Source organism: Acidimicrobiia bacterium, assembly GCA_040878325.1.
Classification (GTDB): domain Bacteria; phylum Actinomycetota; class Acidimicrobiia; order Spongiisociales; family UBA11373; genus JAUYIV01.
Genome location: JBBDMM010000015.1, coordinates 13,360 through 31,212 on the forward strand (window position 1 = coordinate 13,360; position 17,853 = coordinate 31,212).

Here is a 17,853-nt window from a genome sequence, read left to right on the forward strand (position 1 = left end):
CGACGGTCTAGCCTCGCGGGTGTGATCGACCGCATCGCCGATTGGCTGAACCTCACCCATACCCAGTCCCAACTGGTGCTGACCGCAGTCTGGCTTGTCGGCCTGGTCGTCATTCGTGCGGCGGTGCTGGCGATCGTGAAGCGGCGGATCGAGGACACCGGGGTCTGGTACCGAACCCGCAAGTTCCTCAGCTACGCGATCGGGCTCATCGGTGCGATCGTGGTGGTGACGCTGTGGGTGGAGGGCAGCGGCATCCCCACCTACATCGGGTTCCTCACTGCGGGACTCGCCATCGCTCTCTCGGATGTGCTCAAGAACCTGGCGGGCTGGCTGTACATCGTCGTTCGGCGCCCGTTCCGGCTGGGCGAGCGCATCGAGGTCAGGGGCCACAAGGGCGATGTGGTGGACATCCGCGCGTTCCGCTTCACCTTGTTCGAGATCGGCACCGACCGCGTCGATGCCGAGCAGCCCACCGGTCGGCTGCTCCACATGCCCAACGGGACGCTATTCACCGAGCCGGTCGCCAACTACACCGAGGGCTTCCGGTACCTGTGGCTCGAGATCCCGGTGCTGGTCACCTTCGAGTCAAATTGGGAGGAGGCCGAGCAGATCCTGTCGCGGGTCATCGAGGAAGTCGCTCCCGATCGGTCCGAGGTCGCCGCCGGCCTCGAGCTCCGCAAGTCCGCCGATCACTACCGGATCGGGATCACGATGCTCGACCCGGTCGTGTTCGTGACGGTCCGGGACAGCGGGATCCTGCTGACGGCAAGGGTGGTGGCAGCAGTCGGCCGTACCCGGCAGATGGAACAGGAGATCTGGAAGGGCTTTCTGCGGGCGATCGCCGATCGGCCCGACATCGAGCTCGCCTACCACACGATTCGGACCCACCTGCGCGGCCCGATCGAGCTACAGGATCGCGGGGAGAAGTAGCGATTGGCGATTGGCGATTAGCGATTGCGGTAGCGGGTAGTGGGAGGCGGGTAGCCGCTTACGCGCGACAATCCCTCCATGTGCGGTCGATTCGTCCAGGCCCAGAGCGCCCAGTCCTACGCCGACCACTTCGGGGCGGGCTTGGCGCTGCCCGAGTCGCTCGATCCCTCGTGGAACGTCGCGCCAACCGACGAGGTCTACGCAGTCGCTCAACACGAGGGCGCGCGGACTCTGGGGAAGTTCAAATGGGGACTGATCCCCTGGTACTCGGATTCACCGAAGGTCGCTTCGAAGCACATCAACGCCCGGGCGGAGACGGTTGCCTCGAAACCGGCCTTCAAGGATTCCTTCGCTCGTCGCCGTTGCATCGTCCCGGCCGACGGGTTCTACGAGTGGGAGCGGCTCGAGTCGGGCGGGAAGCTGCCCCACTTCATCCACTCGATCGACGGGGAGCCGCTCGCCCTGGCGGGACTCTGGGCCTCGTGGCGCGACCCGGAGGGCGAGCGGATCACCACTTGCACCATCGTCACCACCAAGCCGAACGAACTCGTCGGCAAGATTCACGACCGAATGCCGGTGGTGCTCCCGTCCGATACATGGGAGCGCTGGCTCGACCCCACCTTTGACGACGCAGGGTCGTTGCGGTCGATGCTGGTGGCAGCCGACCGACTGATCGAACACCCGGTCTCGACCCTGGTCAACAGCGTGATGAACAACTTTCCGGAGTGCGCCGAACCCCTCCGGTGACCTCGCGGCTCAGGATCGGGCGAAGGGGACCGAGTGCTCCCAATCGGCGAGGAGGGTTCGCAGCGACGACACCAGCGAGAGCGGCTGGTCGAGGAGCAGATGGTGATGGGCCTCGGGGATCGTGACCATCGGAGACACCCTGCCCATCAGGTCGTACATATAGGCCGCGGTGTCTTCGGGTACTACGACGCTGTGCTCACCCCGCAGCACCGCCACCCGGCAGCGGACCGACGCCAGCTGGTCGTTCATCGCCACCATCGTGTGGGTGAAGAGGTTCGGATCGAACTTCCACGTCCAGCCGTGGGGGGTCTCCTTCAGTGAGTGCCTGGCGACATGGTCGAGCACCCAGGGCTCGGGGTCGGGCTGCGGGGGGATCAAGTGGAAGTGCCCCAGGGCGATCTCCAACTCCGGATAGATCCCTGGCGACCGGAAGGCGCGGCCCCGGGTTCCCTCCTCCGACTCTGGGTCGGGACGCCGCACCGGGGAGTCGACGATGACGGCCCCGGCGAGTTCCTCGCCGTACGTGGCTGCGGTCTGGATGGTCACGAGGCCGCCGAGCGAGTGACCGATGACAACCGGTGGCCCCGGGAACCCTGCCGCCTTCGCCACCGATACGACCTCCCTTGCCCAGATGTCATGGGAGTACCGCTCGCGCCATCCGCTCTCGCCGTGGCCGCTCAGGTCGATCGCCGCCACGTGGTAGTGGGACGTGAAGAGTGGGGCGAGATGAGCCCACCATTCGGCGTGGGCCGCGCCTCCGTGCACGAACACGAGCCCGGGGTGCCCGACATCTCCCCATTCCACGAAATGGACTGAGGCGCCGTCGACATCGACCCGCCGATCCCGGCGCGCGGCCGTCAGCGCTCTGGTGAACCACGCCGGGGTCATCGGGCGGCCTCGAGATGGCTCCATGCCCGGGTGAAAGCGCCTTCGAGGACGCTCACCGGATAGGGCCCTCCTCGAGACGCCGCCGCCTCCGGCGTCAAGCCCTCGGCGTGGTACTGGCGGGCGAGCGAAGCCACTTCGGCCAATTCGGCCTGCTGGGAGTTCACGAATGCCGCGTCGACCACCGCCCCATGACCCGGCACCACCACTCCACCCGACGCGGCGGCGAGAGCGGCAGTGGTCTCCGGCCATTCGAGGGGATACGAGTCGTTGAATGAAGGAGGGGCCCCCTCCTCGATCAGATCACCGGCGAACACCACTCCCTGAACGAACACGGCAGTGTCGTTGTCGGTGTGGCCCCGGCCCAGGTGACGCAGCACCACCTCGCGCCCGCCGAAAGAGACCTGGGACTCGGTGGTGAAGGTGAAGGTGGGCGGCTTGATCACGACCTCTTCGAATTCGGCAGCGTGTTCGGGTGCCATCTCGACGACCGAGCGTCGCATCGCCTCACCGTGCTCTTGCAGGGCTTCGGCGCACCGAGCGTGTCCCCAGATCGCCGACCCCTCGAACACCGCGTTGCCGAAAGCGTGGTCCCAGTGGTGGTGGGTGTTGATCACCCATCGGACCGCAAGCCCGAACGCATCGAGGGAGCGGTGCAACTCTCTGCCCTGGCGATGGCTGGCGCGAGTGTCGATCAGCAGGATGCCGCCGGGGCAGATGACGGCCCCGATGTTGAGATCGAGTGATCGATGGCGGCGCACATGGACTCCGTCGCCGACCTCGGTCCATTGCTCCGCCATGAAGAGGAGGGTAAACAGCCCGCTGCCGGCCACCCGACGCGCGACTCGGGGCTCGACTCCTACAAGATGACTCACCCGAAACCATTCGGCGGTCGCAGCTTCTTGCGGGAAGCGGGAAGCCCGAAGCCGGAAGCCGGAAGCCGGCAGCCCGAAGCCGGAAGCCGATTGTTCCTCCTAGCCTTCGGCGCGTGACCCACTACGAACGGCTCTCGTTTCTCGACAACACCTTCCTGGCGATGGAGGGACCGTCGAATCCGATGCACGTCGGGGGCACGCTGGTGTTCGAGGGCGGTGGTATCGGGCTACCGGGGGGCGGGGTCGACATCGGTGCTGTCCGCAGCTTCATCGAGAACAAGCTGCAATACGTCCCTCGCTACCGGCAGCGGCTCCAGTGGGTCCCCGTCGAACGGCACCCGGTGTGGGTCGATGACGACCACTTCGACTCGACCTATCACATCAGGCACATCGCTCTACCTCATCCCGGCACGGAAGCGCAGTTGCGGATGACGGCAGGGCGCATCCTCAGCCAGCGGCTCGACCGTGCCAGACCGATGTGGGAGGTGTGGGTGGTCGAGGGTCTCGAGAACGGCGGTTTCGCCTTGGTGACGAAGGTCCACCACTGCATGATCGACGGCATCGGGGGGGTCGACCTGATGAAGGTCCTACTCACGCCCTTCGCGACCGAGGAGATCGGGGAGCCCGACGATTTCGAGCCGCGGCCGGCGCCTACCCCTACTCAGCTGTTCGCCGATGAGGCCATCCGGCGGTTGGTTGCTCCGATCGCCGCCGCCCAGAGCGCCAAGCGGTTCGTCGACGAGACCAAGGAGTTGGGTAAGGATCTGCAGCACCGCTTCCTGGCGATCCGTCAGTCGGCGGCCTCCGGATGGTTCACCCGCGCCTCGGCGACCCCCCTGAATGGGAAAATCGGCCCAAACCGGCGGATTGCGTTTCTGGAGACCCCGCTCGACCAGCTGAAGGCGATAAAGAAGGGCCTCGGAGGCACGGTCAACGACGGGGTGATCGCCGCCACCGCCGGCGCGGTGCGGGCCTTTCTGATCGAGGACCGCGGCGTCGATGTCGACGGGATCGACTTTCGCGCCATGGTCCCGGTCTCCACCCGGCGGGGGGCGTCGGCTGGAGGGCTTGGCAACCAGGTGACGATGTGGCTGCTCGATCTGCCGATAGCCGAACCGGACCCTGCCAAGCGGCTGAAGGCGGTTAGTGCGATGACGATCGACCGCAAGCGGTCAGACCACGCACTCGGTGCCGCCTTGATGACCCAGAGCGCCTCCTTCACCCCTTCGACGATCCTCTCAGTGGCGGCGCGGGTGGTGGCGGCCACTGCTCGACCCTTCAACATGACGATCACCAACGTCCCCGGCCCCCAGGTGCCGCTGTTCCTTCTGTCGGCCCGCCTCACCCGGATCCACCCGATGGTGCCTCTCTGGGTCAACCACGGGCTCGGGGTGGCGCTCTTCTCGTATCAGGGGAAACTCAATTGGGGCATCGCCGGCGATTGGGATCTCGTGCCCGATATGGACCGGTTCGTCCAGCGGATCGTCGAGTCACTCGATGAGCTCGAAGCGGCCGCACAGTCGGCCAAGTGACTCGTGGATTCGTGTCCACTTCAGTGACGATCGGGCCTACCAGGACCTGTCGCCGATCGCCCAGATCCAGCCCTCGAGGGTGCCGACGACGATGATGCCGTCGTCGCTGATGGCCGGTGAGGAGAGGATCGGGTATCCGGACTCGCTTTCTTCGCAGAAGTCGTCGTTGAACCCTGCAGGGAAGGTGCCGCCTGGCTGGTTCACCTGGTTCCCGAGGTAGATCTCCCACACCATGGTCCGATCGGTGAGGCTCACGGCGTACAGGCCACCGTCGTCGCGCGGCATGATCACCTGGTCTCCGGCGATCAAGGGTGAGGGCCAATGGGGCAGACAGTACGACCCGACCTCGGCGCTCCATCGCGTCTGGCCGGTGAGCAGGTCGAGGGCCACCAGCGAGTCCGAGTAGGCCTCGCCAAACAGCACCAGCTCTCCGGCGACCGCCACCGATGATCTGATGTTCGCCCAGTTGCCCGTCTTGATGCCGGCCACGTCCACCGCCTGCCAGACGATGTCTCCGGTGGCGCGGTCGAGGGCCACCACCGCCGGCTCGGCGTACACGTCGAGTCTGACGAGAGTCACGATGAGCAAATCACCGGCGATCGTGGGGGCGGCGAAGATCCGCGTCTGCTCCGCGCTTTGGCCTCGGGCGGCCACCTTCGTCCGCCACAATTCTTGGCCCGAGAAGTTGAAAGCGGCCACCTCGTTGTTCTCGCCGGCGACGAAGATCCGCTCGCCATCGGAGGAGGCTCCACCGCGGATGGCGCCATCCACCTCCGCCGGCTCATCCCATCTCGGAGTGCCCGAGTGGATGTCGTAGGCGGTCAATTGGCCGAGCCCGTCGCCAACGATGGCCATACCCCCGACTGTCAGCGGATTGCTGTAAATCGGAGTATCCAGGTCGTTGGACCAGACCAGACTGCCGTCCCGGGCATCGAAGCCCCACACCCGTCCCTCGTCTCCCGTCGCCACCACGATGCCATCGAGGTAGCCGATGCCGTTCACGTCGAGTTCGGCCTGGTAGTACCAGTTCTGCCGGCCCGTCCTGAGGTCGAGCGAGTAAATGGCATCGCGGCGATCGGCAACGAACTGCGCCACGCCGGCGCTGCTCACGTAGATCGAGTTGCCGACGATGATCGGATTGTTGAGCCAGCCTTGGATCCCGACCTCTGCCTTCCACAGCACGCGCGGGTCGGTGATCACCCGGGTGGGGGCGGCGCAACCGGTTCTTCCCGGCCCGCCCTGGAAAGTCGTCCAGTCCTCGGCCGTCTCGAGGCACTCGAATGAGGCATCTCCCGCGAACTCGCCGCCGTCGCCTCCGGCCGGGAGCAGCAGGGTGGGGACGGTCTCGTCTTCCATGGTGATGATCGCAGCGGCGTCGGCATCCACCTCCCTGAACCCGAACCACCAGAGGGAAACGCCGAGGATCGCGACCGCCAGGCCGGGAAGCAGGATCCGGGAGATGCCGAATCTTCCTTCGAAACCGGCGAATTCCCGGCGCTTGCCGCGCCGATCACCGAAGAAGCTGACGTATTCGTGCCGGCGAGCCATGTGGTGTCCTGGGTCCAGCCGAGCGTAGGCGGAAAGTGAAAGCAAGCCACCAGTCACCAGTCACCAGTCACCAGCCAACAGCCACCAGCCACCAGCCACCAGCCTCTGGCCGTGGGCCGTGGGCCCTCTTATCCTTCCTTTGTGGTTTCTAATGCCGACATTGCTCGCCATCTCTATGAAATGGCGCGGCTCGCAACTCTTGCCGAAGGGTCCAGCAATGCCTTTCGGGTTCGCGCCTACGAGACGGCGGCTCGCACCATCGACGGGCATCCCGACGCGGTGGCGGAGATGACCGGGCCTCAACTCACCGAGCTGCGCGGCGTGGGCAAGAGCACGGCGGAGAAAATTCGCGAACTTGTCGAGAAGGGCTCGATCGCGCGGCTCGAGGAGCTGCGGGCACTGTTCCCCGCTGGCTTCGTGGCGCTCACCCGGGTTCCCGGCATCGGGCCGAAGACGGCGGTGCGCCTGCGCGACGAACTGGGAATCTCGAGTGTCGAGGAACTGCGGGCGGCCATCGACCGACATGAGCTGCGCGACATGCCGGGCATGGGGGAGAAGACCGAGGAGAACATCCGCAACTCGATCGAGCGCCTCGGTGTCGGCGGGAAGGAGAACCGAACCCCGATCATCGAGGCGATAGGTGTCGCCCGCGAGGTCTGCGAGGCACTCCTCGGAGTGCCGGGCGTCCGATCCGCCGAGCCGATGGGGAGCCTGCGTCGATTCCGCGAGACCATCGGCGACATCGACATCATCGCGGTGACCAAAGGTGATCCGGAGGAAGTGATGCAGCGGTTCGTGGGGCTGGCCATCGTGCAGGAAGTGGTCGGGTACGGGGCCCGCAAGTCGGCCATCATCGGGAGGCAGGGGATGCAGATCGACCTACGGGTCGTGGAGCCTGCTGAGTTGGGGTCGGCGTCCGTCTACTTCACCGGCTCGAAGGCGCACAATATCCGCTTGAGGCAGATGGCTCTCGACCGGGGCTGGACGCTGAACGAGTACGCCCTCTCAGAGATCGACACGGGGAAAGTCGTTGCCTCGAGGACCGAGGAGGACGTGTACGCCGCTCTCGGTCTGCCGTGGATTCCGCCCGAGATCCGCGAGGACGACGGCGAGATCGAGGCCGCGCTCGACGGCTCGCTTCCGAAGTTCGCCACAGAGAGGGGATTGAAGGGTGACCTGCACGTTCACACCGACCTCAGTGGCGACGGCCACGTGTCGCTGGACGAGGTGATCGCCGCGGTCGCGGAACGCGGTTACCGGTACGTCGCGATCACCGACCACGCCGAGGATCTCACGATCAACGGCGCCACCCGCGACCAGCTTCTCAGCCAGCGCCGGGCGATCGGGCGGCTGCGCCGCCGCTATCCCGACCTGGCCATCCTCCAGGGGCTCGAACTGAACATCGGGGCCGGCGGCACCATCGACTACGACCCGGATTTCCTTTCTGGTTTCGACTTTGGCGTGGCCAGCGTCCACAGCCAGTTCCGGCTTTCCCCGAAGAAGCAGACCGCCCGGGTGGTCGCCGCGATGCGCAACCCGGCGGTGAATGTCATCGGACACCTCACGGGCCGGCGAATCGGGAAGCGGCCGGGTATCGACCTCGACATCGACGCGGTGCTGGCGGTGGCCGTCGAGACCGGCTGCGCGCTCGAGATCAACTGCCACCTCGACCGTCTCGACACCCCGTCCGAAGTCCTTCGCCGGGCCATCGAGCACCCGGAGGTGGTGTTCGCCATCAGCACCGACACCCACCGCCTCCACGAACTGGACAACACGGTAAATGGCCTCCGCCTCGCCCGCCGGGGCTGGGTCGACCGCAGCCGGGTGGTGAACACCTGGCCGCAAAAGAAGTTCCTGGCGTGGGTGAAGAGGAAGCGCAATTCGCAATTCGCAATTCGCAATACGTAGGAACGGGAAACACTCTCTCGGCGGTGGGGCGATCGGCCGCGCCGCGGTTTCTGCGATGCGCGATGCGCAATGCGCGGACTCATTGGGCCCTCGGACGCGGTCTTCGCATTGCGCATTGCGTATTGCGCATCGCGAATCGCGAATCGCGAACGGGCTCGCCTAGCCTGGTCGCAACATGAACCCCTCCGAAGAGCGCATCGCTCTTTTCTTCGACTTCGAGAACCTTGCGATCGGGGCGCGTGAGGATCTCAACGGTCATGTTTTCAATGTGAAGCCCATCGCCGATGCTCTCGCCGAGCGGGGGCGGGTGATCGTCCGGCGGGCATACGCCGACTGGAACCTCTTCGAGGAATTCAGGCGGATGCTCGTCGAGCACCACGTCGAGATGATCGAGATCCCCCAGCGACTTGGGTCGGTCAGGAAGAATGCCGCTGACATCAAGATGGCGGTCGATGCCATTGAATTGTCCTTCGAGCGTGAGTACATCACGACGTTCGTCATCGCCACCGGCGACAGTGACTTCACGCCGTTGGTCCACAAGCTGCGCGAATTGAATCGTCGGGTGGTTGGCATCGGTCTCAAGGCGTCGACGTCGGCATTGCTCCCGCCGGCGTGTGACGAGTTCCTGTTCTACGAGTCGCTTGAGGGTGTCGAGCCTCCGCCGCGGACGGCGCGGCCGAAGCCGGGTAAGACCACCGACGCTCCGGTGGACAAGCCCCCGACGGAGCCCGACGGTGAGGCAGCCAACCTCGAGCGGCTGATCACCCAGACCCTCGCCGGTCTGCAGCGCTCGGCAGACGGTGTGGTGTTGGCGTCGAACCTCAAGCGGGCACTGCTGCGGAAGGACCCCACGTTCTCGGAGGCTGATCACGGGTTCCGAGCGTTCGGCGAGCTGCTCCGCCATCTGCAGGAGCGCGGGGTGATCGACCTGAGTGAGGGCGGAGCGCGCGGCGACCCTGAGGTGAACTTCCGTGAGGAAGGTGGGCAGGAGGAGCAGGCGTTCGTGCTGCTCCGACGGGTGGTCGAGAAGGCGAAGTCCGGATCTGCGCCGCTGTCAGGCCTGAAGGATGCGATCCGAAAGATAGAACCCGGCTTCAGCGAGAAGGCCTACGGCTACAACGGATTTCTCCAGTTCACTAGAGCGGCGGCGGCGCGCGGAGTGGTCGAGATGGTCTGGTCCGACGACGCCGACGACTACCTGGTGGCGCTTCCCGGCTGAATGCAACCCATCGCTTTCCTTCGAGAGGTCACCGAGTCGTTCGCCCGATGCGTGACCCGCATCCCTGCGGTGCCCCCTCTCGATCCCGGACTCGCCCGCCGACAGCACCGTGGCTATCGGGATGCCCTCGAGGCGGGGGGCTACGAGGTGGTCGTCGTGCCCGGCGATGAGGCTCACCCGGACGGCTGCTTCATCGAGGACGCAGCGGCGGTGATCGGTGACACCGCCTTGATGGCCAGGTCGGGTCACCCGTCACGGCGGGGCGAGGTGGGGCCGGTCGCTGAAGCCCTGGCCGGATACTTCGCCGTCGAGCACCTGGACGATGGCACCCTCGATGGAGGGGATGTGCTTCAAATGGGAAGGACGGTGTTCGTGGGGACCGGAGGCCGGACGGACCCGGCCGGCGCTCGGCGGCTCGCCACTCTTGCCGCACGTGCGGGCAAGCGGCTTGTCGAGGTCACGGTGCGGGATGCTTTGCATCTCAAGTCGGGGGTAACCGCGATCGACGACGACACGGTGCTGTGGCATCCGGCGGCCTGCGACCGGGAGACATTCGATGGGATGCGCGTCGTCGAGGTGGAGGGAACCGATCCGGAAGCGGCCAATGTGGTGCGGCTCGCCGATGGCACCATCCTGGTGGGGGTGGGGCGCGACGCTGTAGCCGACCAGATCGTGAGCCTCGGCTACCAGGTGATTGCCTGCGACACGTCCGAGTTCGCCCGCGCCGATGGGGGCTTGACGTGTCTATCGATCCGGGTCAGGTGAGATCGGCCGCCATTATCCTGGGGCGATGGCCGATGACGCAGCACCAGACGGGCCGGATGCCGTAGAGACGCCGAGGTACGAGGAGGGCTCGTTCGCCAGCGCGCCCAAGTTGATGCGCATCGCTTCGATGACGCGGGCGATGCTCGAGGAGACCAGACAGGCTCCGTTGGACGATGCGGGGCGACGCCGCATGGCGGAGATACACGAGAGCACTCTCGAGGAGATGAAGGATGTGCTGTCCTCGGATCTGCGCACCGAGATGAACGAGTTGTTCACGCCCCTCTCCAGGGAGAGTGTGACCGAGGCCGAATTGCGGGTGACCCAGGCGCAGCTGGTCGGCTGGCTCGAAGGGTTGTTTGCCGGAATCCAGGCGACACTGTGGAGCCAGCAAGCGGCCGCTGCCAGCCAGTTGCAGGAGATTCGCATGCGAGCGATAGAGGCGCAGCGACGCGACCCGGGAGAGCCGACGCCGCCGGGCCAATACCTCTGATGGGCGCGGCCGCGGCGGGGATCGATCGTCGCCACGGGTTCCGCCTCTAGATGTCCGAGTCGAGAGGACGGCGCCTCCGGCGTCGGCTGCGCACCGTTCCCGCGACTCTCGGGCTCCTCGTCCTCGCCACGGTGCTGGCACCGTTGTGGCTGATCGTCGGCGTGCTGGTCGATGTCGTCCGTTGGGTGGTCGGGCGCCGACCATTCATGGCGGTGCGGATGCTCGCCTTCGGCTGGGTCTACCTCGCGGTGGGGGCGTGGTGCCTCGCCACTCTGCTCGTCCATTGGGTCGCCGCCGGTTTCGGCAGAAACCGCATGAGGATGAGGGAGGGGTCGTACCGGCTGCAGGAGTGGTGGGCAGACGTGCTGTTCGGCACCGTGAAGCGGATCTTCCGACTCAGGGTCACGGTCGAGGGTCTCGACGTGGTGCCCCCCGGTCCGGTGATCGTGATGATGCGCCACGCCAGCATCATCGACACGTTGTTGCCGAACGTCTTCGTGACCCGCGGTGCGGGAATCCGCCTGCGGTACGTGCTCAAGCGTGAGCTGCTTGCCGATCCGACCCTCGACATCGCCGGAAATCGCCTGATCAATCACTTTGTCGACCGCGATGGCGACGTGGCGGTCGAAGTCGGCGCCGTGCTCGCCCTCACCGAAGGGATGACCGAACGGGAGGGGGTTCTGATCTACCCGGAAGGAACCCGCTTCACCGCCGAGCGACGACAGCGAATCGTCGACCAGCTGGGTGAGCGGTCATCCGATCTGGCCGACCGGACGCGCGCACTCAAGCGGGTTCTTCCGCCGCGGCCGGGCGGTTCGGCCGTGCTGCTCGGGACGGGTCACGATGTGATAATCGCCGCCCACACCGGTCTCGAGCCCCTCGCCACCATTCCTGCCGCATGGTCGGGCAGCGTGGTCGGCTCAGACGTGAGGATTCGATTCGAGCGCTTCGCCGGCGGCTCGATTCCGACCGACCGGCGGGGCCGGGTCGAGTGGCTCTTCGACCGGTGGGCGGAAATTGACAAGTGGATCCTGAAAGTCGCTCCCGCCGACTGAAAGCCCCAGCCCCGGCCCCGGCTCCAGCCTGAACCGGCGCGGCCCCATCTACCCGTTCTGGCCGGAGCTGGAGCTGGGGCTGGGGCCTAGCCCTCGGTGTCTGCCGGGTGAATGGTTACGGAATTGATGACCGGTGGCTCGGCTGGTCGATCGTCGCCGCCGCGGGGGAGGGCGGCGATCGCGTCCACGACATCCATTCCGTCGGTGACCCGTCCGAAGATCGTGTACTGGTGGGGCAACCCGGTGTCGCCGTGGCAGATGAAGAATTGGGACCCGTTGGTGTTCGGGCCGGCATTTGCCATCGCCACGGTCCCCCGGGGATAGCCCCCCGGCCCCTCCAGTTCGTCGCGGAACTGATATCCGGGACCGCCGGTGCCCTTCCCGGTGGGATCGCCGCCCTGGATGACGAATTTGGGAATGACTCGATGGAAGATGACGCCGTCGTAGAAGCCCTCGCCGGCGAGGAACAAGAAGCTGCTGGTGGCGATTGGCGCTCTGTCGGCGAGGAAATCGATCGTGATGTCGCCCAGTGAGGTGTGCAGGGTGGCCGAATGGCGGGTGTCGAGGTCGATCGTGATCACAGGGGGAGCGGAATACTGCTTTGCCACGCCGGGCCCTTCCATTGGGGAAGGGCACCCTAGACCCGGCAAACCCCCCGTTCACAGCCCAGGATCCGTCTTACGCGCGAGATGTGCGCGTAAGACGGTTTTGTAGTTCCGCGATCAGCGGTCGAGGGCCTCCTCCGGCACCCCGAAAGTCGTGGCGGCGCCGGCTATCACGGAATGGAGCATTCCGGGAACGGTTGAAAGGTGGTGGTCGGCGTAGAAGCCGGCGGTGGCTCGCTTGGCCTCGAGGAATTCCCGGTCGAAGCCGTCACCATCATCCGCCGCCAGCACCGACTGGACGAGGAACCATCCACCGAGCGTGAGTCCCAGCATCGTGGTGTAGACGGTGGCACCGGCGAGGGCGTCCGCCAGGCGGTCGCCGAGTGCCCCGAGCAGGTCTTCGGTCGCCTTCTCGGTCGCCTCCACGGCCGCGGCCAGTTGCTCGCCCAGGGTGGTACCGGCGAGGGCCCGGGCATCGTTCCGGGCTGCGGACAGCAGCCCGCGGATGGCGTCGCCCCCGGCGAGCGGGAGCTTGCGGGTGACGAGGTCGATCGCCTGGATCCCGTTCGTCCCTTCGTAGATGGGGGCGATCCGTGAGTCGCGCCAGAGTCGGGCGATCCCCGTCTCCTCCACATAGCCCATTCCCCCGTAGACCTGGATCGCCACCGAGGCGAGGGAGACGCCGAGGTCGGTGCCCCAGGCCTTCGACACCGGGGTGAGGATCCCGGCGATGTCCGACTCGGCGTCGCGGACGGCCTCGTCGGGGTGATGGTGTGCCAGGTCGATGGCCACCGCATTGCGGTACATCAGGCAGCGCATCGCCTCGATCTGGGACCGCATCTGCATGAGCATGTGCCGCACGTCGGGGTGGCGCACGATCGGGGAGGTCCCCTGGTCGTCGCCCACGGCCCTTCCCTGGGTGCGTTGCCGGGCGTAGGCAACGGCTTCTTGATAGGCCCGCTCGGCGATGGCGAGCCCCTCCAGCCCTATCTGGAGGCGGGCGTTGTTCATCATCGTGAACATGTAGCGCATCCCCTGGTTCTCCTCGCCCACCAGGTAGCCGACCGCGCCCTCCCCCTTCTCTCCGAACGACAGCACGCAGGTGGGGCTGGCGTGGATCCCCACCTTGTGTTCGAGTGACACGGTGGTGATGTCGTTCAGCTCACCGACCGAGCCGTCCGCTTCAACGAGGCGCTTCGGCACGATGAAGGCCGAGATCCCCTTCGTCCCAGTCGGGGCGTCGGGGGTCCGTGCCAGCACGATGTGGACGATGTTGTCGGCGAGGTCGTGGTCGCCCCAGGTGATGAAGATCTTGGTGCCGGTGAGGCGATAGGTCCCATCCGCGGCCTTCACCGCGCGGGTCGAAACCGCGCCGACGTCTGATCCGGCATGAGGTTCGGTCAGCACCATGGTGCCCGTCCACTCTCCGCTGATCAGTCGCTCGAGGTAGGTGGCCCGCTGCTGGTCGGTGCCGTGCTGGAGGAGCATTTCGTCGGCCGAGTAGGTCAGCATCGGACAAAGGGAAAACGCCATGTCCGCCGACGTCAGCATTTCCTGAAGGGCTACCCCTACGGCCCACGGGAGCCCTCCACCGCCCCACTCTGGGGGCATCGCCGCCGCCGGCCATCCGGCGTCACGAAACTTTCGATACGCCTCGCGGTACCCGGGAGGCGTCACCACGGTCCCGTCGGCCGCAAGGACAGAGCCGACCCGATCGCCGTCGGGTCCGAGCGGGGCGATGACCTCCGCCATGAACCTCCCCGCCTCTTCGAGAACGCCCCCGGCCGTGTCAGCGTCGATGTGCGAGAAGGCGTCCAGCGCCGTGACCCGTTCGAGCCCGACCACCCGGGTGAGCGCAAAGAGCATGTCGGTGACGGGAGCGCGATAGCCCATTACCAGCGGGAGGGTAACCGGGCCTCGCTTCGCTCGGCCACGATTGGCGATTGGCAATTCACAATTCGACCGAGCGGCCTTGCCCTCCTCTTCCCTCTTGCGGAAGGCGGATGGCGGATGGCGGATGGCGGATGGCGGATGGCCTTGCCGCTCAGCCGCCCTCGTACGCAGTTGGATCCTCGGTGAGGTAGGACTCGATCACGGCGTGGCGTTCGAGGTAGGTCGACACGAAGGCCTGGGCCGTCGCGGCGACGGGCAGAGCCATCAGGGCTCCGGGTACCCCGAGCAGGGTGCCACCGGCGATGGCGGAGCCGAACGAGATCGCCGGATGCAGCGACATGGTGCGCGCAGTGATCCGGGGGGCTAACAAGTAGTTCTCGATCTGCTGATAGACGATGACATAGATGAAAACCGCCACCGCGCTCCCCGGGCTCTCGAGGAGGGCAATCACCAGGGGGAGCGCACCGCCGATGTAGGTGCCGACGACGGGCACGAACTGTGACAGCACCGCCATCCAGATGGCAAGAGCCAGGGCAAACGGCAGCCCGATCACCATGAACATCGACCATGCGAGCACTGCCGATATTCCGGCCAGGAGCACCCTGCTGTAGAAGTACCCACCGGTCTTTTCGATCGCGATCTCCCACGCCCGCAGCACTTCGCGTTGGCGGGCCGGAGGGAGCAACGAGCACACGGTCCGCCGGAGCCGGGGTCCATCGGCGGTCATGTAGAAGGTGAAGAGGCCGATCGTCAGCAACTGAAAGATGCTGCCTATCAGGGTCAATCCCACGCCGAATACCTGGCCGGCGAAGTCGGCCCCGAAATCGCTGAGATCCTGGCTCGCTTCCTCGAGTGCCTCCCGAATGCGCTCGCCCGAGAACTCGATCCCCATCCCGGCCAGGAAGTCAGAGAGTTGATCGATCGATTCGGGGAGCCGCTCGACCAGCCGGGTCACCTGGTCGACGATCAGCGGGACCATCATGCCGGTGAACGTTCCGGCGATGGCCACCAGGGCCAGGAACATCAATCCGGTGGCCAGACCGCGCTTCCAGCCTCGCCTGGAGAGGAAGTTGACCGCCGGTTCGAGGGCGATCGAAAGGAAGAGGCTGATCATCAGCAGGATGAGCAACCCGCGGAGTCGGCCGACGACGTGATAGGCGGCGAACAGCCCGATGATGACGAGAACGATGATCGTCAGCAGGCGGGGTATCCACGGAGGCATCCCGTTGCGGGTCTTCTTTACATCGCGCTTGGCCACGTCGGGAGGCTAATGCCCGCCGGGTTGGCTAGACGGCGATGGCGGGGCGGGCCGCCCCGGGAAGGCGGATCTCGAAGATGCTTCCGCCATCGTGGCGGTAGACGAGGTCGCCGCCCATGAGCCGGGCCAGCCGCCGCGAGACCGGGAGCCCCAGGCCGATCGACCCCGGCAGGGCCGAGTCGGCCGTGGCACGCACATACGGCTGGAAGATCCGCTCGCGTTCTCCTGCCGGCACGCCGGGCCCGTCGTCGATGACTTGCACATAGATGCCGGCGTGGTCGAGCCCGGCGCGGATCGTGACGTTGGCTCCTCCGTAACGGCGAGCATTGGTGAGCAGGTTCCGCACGATCTGCCGGAACCGGAGCGGGTCGACCCAGGCGTGCACTCCGGTGGGGACGTCCACCGAAGGGATGTCGCCAGAGGGCGATGAGGCGACGATCTGGTCGATCTCGACCCGCAGGTCTACAAGCTCGGGGCGTACGACGAGGGTGCTCAGGTCGGCGCGGGCGGCGATCAGCAGGTCCTCGACGATGTTGGAGAGCTCCCGGCTCTGGTCGGCGATGATGTTGATCAGGTCCCTGGTCTCGTCGGCGGAGAATTCGGACGCGTTGTCGCGTAGCTCGAACGCCATTCCGTAGATCGTGGTGATCGGTGTCCGCAGCTCGTGCGAGACGCTCGCCACCAACTCGTCCTTGGAGGCCACCAGCGCCGCCAGTTCGCGTTCCGCTCGTTTGACCACCCCGATGTCGGTGATCCCGACGATGACCCGGGAAGCGTCGAGGCGGCCATCGGCCGTGCGAGTGGCCGCCCAGTGGAGCGAGAGATCGAGCGGCTGGCCGTCGACCGTGAGGCCATTGATCTCGAGGGCCAGGTGGTCGCGGTTCTCCCATACCGCCACGAACTGGTCGATGAACGATTCGAGCAACGGCGGAGGGGGGTTGTTGGGGACGACCCGTAGTAAGGCGTCTTCCTTCGAGGTTGCGCCGATGAGGTTGATCCCTGCGGGGTTCACGTCGAGAAAGGCGATCCGGGATATCAGGTCATGGGTCGCGGCGGGGTCGTCTTGAAGGTGGGCGCGCAGGTCGGTGACGCCGATGTGGCGCAGTTCGTCGAGCCGTCGAACCACCGCGCTGTAATCCTCCTCCCAAAGGGCGATCGGGGCGCGTTCGAACAGTGTCTTGAATCGGGCGGCATTCAGGTATGCGGTCTCTTCCACCTCGCGGCGCTGGGTCACATCCTCGACGGCCGCTTCGAAGTAGCGGAGTTCTCCATCGTCGTCACGGATCGCCTGGGCGTTGCCCCTGACCCAGAGGGAGGTGCCGTCGGCTCGCACCCACCGGTTGGCGAAGCGCTGCGGCCCATCCTCGGATTCGAGTGCGGCTGCCAGGCCGCGCCACTCGCCGGCGTTGGCATGGAGTTCGCCGATCGACCTGCCGAGCAGATCGGCCGGCTCGTATCCCAGCATGGCGCCGAGGGCGGGGTTCGCATCGATGATCCGACCAGAGAGGGAGCACCTGAACAACCCGAGAGGCACCCGCCGAAAGATCTCGATTCGGGCGCGTTCGCTCTCCTCGAGCATCCGGCGAGCCATCCCCACGGCAGCGAGTCCCGCTGTCATTGCAAAGAGCCCGATGAGCGTCGCCGAGATCGCCTCGCCCCCGGTGGCCAGGCCCATCGTCGGCCAGGCCAGTTGCCCCAGCGTCAGGGCTGCCATGAATGCCACGGTCCGCTGGCGCGAGCCTTGGGGCAACAGGAGCATGCCGACCAGCGCCAGCATGACGAGTCCGGCGGTGGTGGCGCCGCGCACCACCGGCGGAACGAGCAGGCCCGCAATGGAGGCACCGAAACCCGACAGGACCAGCAGGATCTCCGTGTCATAGCGGAGTCGGGCGAGGAGCACGGCCGAGCTGACGCCAATGGCGATCGCCACCGCGCCCATCAACAGGAATGCAGGGTTGCCGGTCACGGTGAACCCTATGAGATACCCGGCCAGCGCTATCGGCGACAGCCAGACGCCGGCAGTGAGAGCCATTCGGTCGAGCCGACGCAACACCGATACGACGGTCATGTCGCGAGCAGCCGTATCCTGAGCCCCGGACGGGCTAAAAGTGAGCGAATCCATTGCTTGAGGTATCGACCGCTC

Annotated in this window: 15 protein-coding genes; 8 read left to right on the plus strand and 7 right to left on the minus strand. The window is 66.2% G+C overall.

The features are described 5' to 3' along the window. Positions 1-21: 21 nt before the first annotated feature. Both WD184_08695 and WD184_08700 read left to right on the plus strand, forming a co-directional pair. Positions 22-930 (plus strand): mechanosensitive ion channel domain-containing protein, encoded by a 909-nt coding sequence (locus WD184_08695; protein ID MEX0826809.1) that lies wholly within the window; start codon positions 22-24, stop codon positions 928-930. A 78-nt stretch (positions 931-1,008) separates the two neighbouring features. Next, complete coding sequence (locus WD184_08700; protein MEX0826810.1) at positions 1,009-1,677, plus strand: SOS response-associated peptidase; 669 nt, start codon at positions 1,009-1,011, stop codon at positions 1,675-1,677. A gap of 9 nt (positions 1,678-1,686) precedes the next feature. Here the strand turns inward: WD184_08700 and WD184_08705 are convergent, their stop codons facing one another. Further along, positions 1,687-2,565, minus strand: coding sequence for an alpha/beta hydrolase (locus WD184_08705; GenBank protein MEX0826811.1), 879 nt, complete (start codon positions 2,563-2,565; stop codon positions 1,687-1,689). Beyond that, a complete protein-coding gene (locus tag WD184_08710) occupies positions 2,562-3,362 on the minus strand; it encodes an MBL fold metallo-hydrolase (GenBank protein MEX0826812.1) in 801 nt (266 codons plus the stop codon). The genes WD184_08705 and WD184_08710 overlap by 4 nt, the downstream gene beginning before the upstream one ends. A gap of 188 nt (positions 3,363-3,550) precedes the next feature. Between WD184_08710 and WD184_08715 the strand changes: the two genes are divergently transcribed. Further along, positions 3,551-4,969, plus strand: a complete 1,419-nt coding sequence (locus WD184_08715) for a wax ester/triacylglycerol synthase family O-acyltransferase (GenBank protein MEX0826813.1) — start codon at positions 3,551-3,553, stop codon at positions 4,967-4,969. 36 nt (positions 4,970-5,005) lie between these two features. Here WD184_08715 and WD184_08720 read toward each other — a convergent pair whose 3' ends face one another. Beyond that, entirely contained in the window at positions 5,006-6,517 is a 1,512-nt protein-coding gene (locus WD184_08720) for a PQQ-binding-like beta-propeller repeat protein (GenBank protein MEX0826814.1), read from the minus strand. A 141-nt stretch (positions 6,518-6,658) separates the two neighbouring features. Between WD184_08720 and polX the strand changes: the two genes are divergently transcribed. From polX to WD184_08745, 5 genes are all read left to right on the plus strand, one after another. Continuing rightward, positions 6,659-8,425, plus strand: a complete 1,767-nt coding sequence (gene polX, locus WD184_08725) for a DNA polymerase/3'-5' exonuclease PolX (GenBank protein ID MEX0826815.1) — start codon at positions 6,659-6,661, stop codon at positions 8,423-8,425. A 175-nt stretch (positions 8,426-8,600) separates the two neighbouring features. Then, a complete protein-coding gene (locus tag WD184_08730) occupies positions 8,601-9,644 on the plus strand; it encodes an NYN domain-containing protein (protein MEX0826816.1) in 1,044 nt (347 codons plus the stop codon). Beyond that, the gene (locus WD184_08735) at positions 9,645-10,409 is read left to right on the plus strand and encodes an arginine deiminase family protein (protein ID MEX0826817.1); all 765 of its coding nucleotides are present in this window, start codon (positions 9,645-9,647) and stop codon (positions 10,407-10,409) included. A 25-nt stretch (positions 10,410-10,434) separates the two neighbouring features. After that, entirely contained in the window at positions 10,435-10,899 is a 465-nt protein-coding gene (locus WD184_08740; GenBank protein MEX0826818.1) for a proteasome activator, read from the plus strand. A 50-nt stretch (positions 10,900-10,949) separates the two neighbouring features. After that, entirely contained in the window at positions 10,950-11,954 is a 1,005-nt protein-coding gene (locus WD184_08745; protein ID MEX0826819.1) for a lysophospholipid acyltransferase family protein, read from the plus strand. A gap of 86 nt (positions 11,955-12,040) precedes the next feature. On the opposite strand, the gene WD184_08750 is transcribed toward WD184_08745, so the two are convergent. From WD184_08750 to WD184_08765, 4 genes are all read right to left on the minus strand, one after another. After that, on the minus strand, positions 12,041-12,577 hold the full coding sequence (locus WD184_08750) for a peptidylprolyl isomerase (GenBank protein ID MEX0826820.1): 537 nt from the start codon (positions 12,575-12,577) through the stop codon (positions 12,041-12,043). Between the two features lie 99 nt (positions 12,578-12,676). Beyond that, positions 12,677-14,452 carry an acyl-CoA dehydrogenase gene (locus tag WD184_08755; protein ID MEX0826821.1) on the minus strand — a complete coding sequence of 592 codons (1,776 nt, stop codon included), beginning with the start codon at positions 14,450-14,452 and terminating at the stop codon, positions 12,677-12,679. 151 nt (positions 14,453-14,603) lie between these two features. Then, positions 14,604-15,710 (minus strand): AI-2E family transporter, encoded by a 1,107-nt coding sequence (locus tag WD184_08760; protein ID MEX0826822.1) that lies wholly within the window; start codon positions 15,708-15,710, stop codon positions 14,604-14,606. Between the two features lie 28 nt (positions 15,711-15,738). Then, a complete protein-coding gene (locus WD184_08765; GenBank protein MEX0826823.1) occupies positions 15,739-17,778 on the minus strand; it encodes a PAS domain-containing sensor histidine kinase in 2,040 nt (679 codons plus the stop codon). Between the last annotated feature and the right edge of the window lie 75 nt (positions 17,779-17,853).

Bases quoted from the DNA above. Each gene is read 5' to 3' on its own strand.
- WD184_08720 (MEX0826814.1), bottom strand. From the start codon at position 6,517: ATGGCTCGCCGGCACGAATACGTCAGCTTCTTCGGTGATCGGCGCGGC.
- WD184_08750 (MEX0826820.1), bottom strand. From the start codon at position 12,577: ATGGAAGGGCCCGGCGTGGCAAAGCAGTATTCCGCTCCCCCTGTGATC.
- WD184_08705 (MEX0826811.1), bottom strand. From the start codon at position 2,565: ATGACCCCGGCGTGGTTCACCAGAGCGCTGACGGCCGCGCGCCGGGAT.
- WD184_08735 (MEX0826817.1), top strand. From the start codon at position 9,645: ATGCAACCCATCGCTTTCCTTCGAGAGGTCACCGAGTCGTTCGCCCGA.
- WD184_08730 (MEX0826816.1), top strand. From the start codon at position 8,601: ATGAACCCCTCCGAAGAGCGCATCGCTCTTTTCTTCGACTTCGAGAAC.
- WD184_08710 (MEX0826812.1), bottom strand. From the start codon at position 3,362: ATGGCGGAGCAATGGACCGAGGTCGGCGACGGAGTCCATGTGCGCCGC.
- WD184_08765 (MEX0826823.1), bottom strand. From the start codon at position 17,778: ATGACCGTCGTATCGGTGTTGCGTCGGCTCGACCGAATGGCTCTCACT.
- WD184_08755 (MEX0826821.1), bottom strand. From the start codon at position 14,452: ATGGGCTATCGCGCTCCCGTCACCGACATGCTCTTTGCGCTCACCCGG.
- WD184_08740 (MEX0826818.1), top strand. From the start codon at position 10,435: ATGGCCGATGACGCAGCACCAGACGGGCCGGATGCCGTAGAGACGCCG.
- WD184_08745 (MEX0826819.1), top strand. From the start codon at position 10,950: ATGTCCGAGTCGAGAGGACGGCGCCTCCGGCGTCGGCTGCGCACCGTT.
- WD184_08700 (MEX0826810.1), top strand. From the start codon at position 1,009: ATGTGCGGTCGATTCGTCCAGGCCCAGAGCGCCCAGTCCTACGCCGAC.